Below are 1,446 nucleotides of genomic sequence, written 5' to 3' on the forward strand. Positions count from 1 at the left end.
TCAAACTTAGTTCCTAGCAGTATGTTTTCATTCGGGTATGTTGTCGTAAATCGATCGGCACCATCTGGACTCCATGAGTATGCTTGATAGATATGAGCATCTTGTCCATCCTCGCCTTTGACAAGTTGCCACTTATAGTCTTTTGGATCGTTTGATTCAGTTGCGGTCAATTTGTTTGTAGCTAGTCCAATATAATATTTTCCAGTGGGATCATCGGTCATATTAGTGCCTTGATAATCATCCGCGTACTTTAACCACGTGTATGTTGGCTGACCATTCTCACCCGGCGGACCAGGAACACCTTCCCCCACAAATTTTACCCAGAGTCCCCGATAATCTGCCGGATCGTCACTGGCTGTTGGGACACCTAGTACTTGCTTAATCGCAATATAGGTTTTTCCAGCTGGTAAAGCACTGATTCCATTCCCTTCCTCATCATCGGCATAACGGATCCAAACATAAGTAGTTGCTTGCTTTAATTGATCTGCTAACTCTTTGAGCGATTGACTAACTCCGCCATCTTGAATAAGGTAGTCTCCTAATGTAGCTTTGTGTTCATTAGTAGAATAGCATCTCGTAAGTTCAAGAACACGAGCGCTCAAGAACAGTTTTTCGTTCTCGTCTACTAAATAAATCGTATCGCCTATCTTTACGTTGTCCGGTAGATTTGCAATATCAGTTTCATAATTGATCGCTGGTTGACTCGCTTTTTCAAGCTCCCGGATAACATTGTCGCAAAGTGTTTTTTGATCAGTCGTTTCGTAGGTTTTCACACGTTGGATATGTCCAGCATTTGGATTCGGATTATTGTTTGATAGTAATCGACTCCAAACCTTTACTGACTCCATGTCCTGCATGACACCAGTTGTCTTGTTTAACACGAATCTTCCATTTGGATCTTTGTAGTTATAACCTTTTAGATTAATTGGTTCATTCTTACCTTCTGGCGTACCACCAGTTGCCACAATAGCTGTACATAGATCATAAATATTGGCTTTGGTCACAATATTATTGATATCTTTATCCATATACAAAGTAATTCGTTTATCTGCTCCTCTTTTTTTATGAACATCCACGTATCGCTTAACAACTTGTGTTCCTGTAATTTCAAATGAAAAACTCAGTTCTGCATTATCAAACTGAGTAGCTAACGAGAGTAAACGAGCGAGAATCGTCTGACTTTCACTCTCCCATTTTAACGTGCGACTGAGATTACTGATTTCATTGATACCAATTTCAAAACCAGTATCTCCGGCAAACAGTTTGAAATATTCTGCAAATGTCATCGCTTTGGTTGCACTATATGCATCCACCAACCCATTGATCAGATCCATTCCTGCATCTTCTGCTCGAATGAAATGTTCGCCCTCTTTCGGATCGTGTTCAATTTCCATGATCGTCATAAAAATTGATTGGCCATTTTCATCTTTATACAAAATATAGTTC

At 39.9% G+C, this 1,446-nt stretch carries 1 protein-coding gene; it reads right to left on the minus strand.

What is annotated here, in order from left to right:
* A partial coding sequence (locus DVW06_RS16780; protein ID WP_174784196.1) for a phage tail spike protein occupies positions 1–1,446 on the minus strand: 1,446 nt, incomplete at both ends.

The organism is Enterococcus sp. ARL09-542 (assembly GCF_005234805.1).
In the GTDB taxonomy this organism is placed as follows: Bacteria; Bacillota; Bacilli; order Lactobacillales; family Enterococcaceae; genus Enterococcus_D; species Enterococcus_D gallinarum.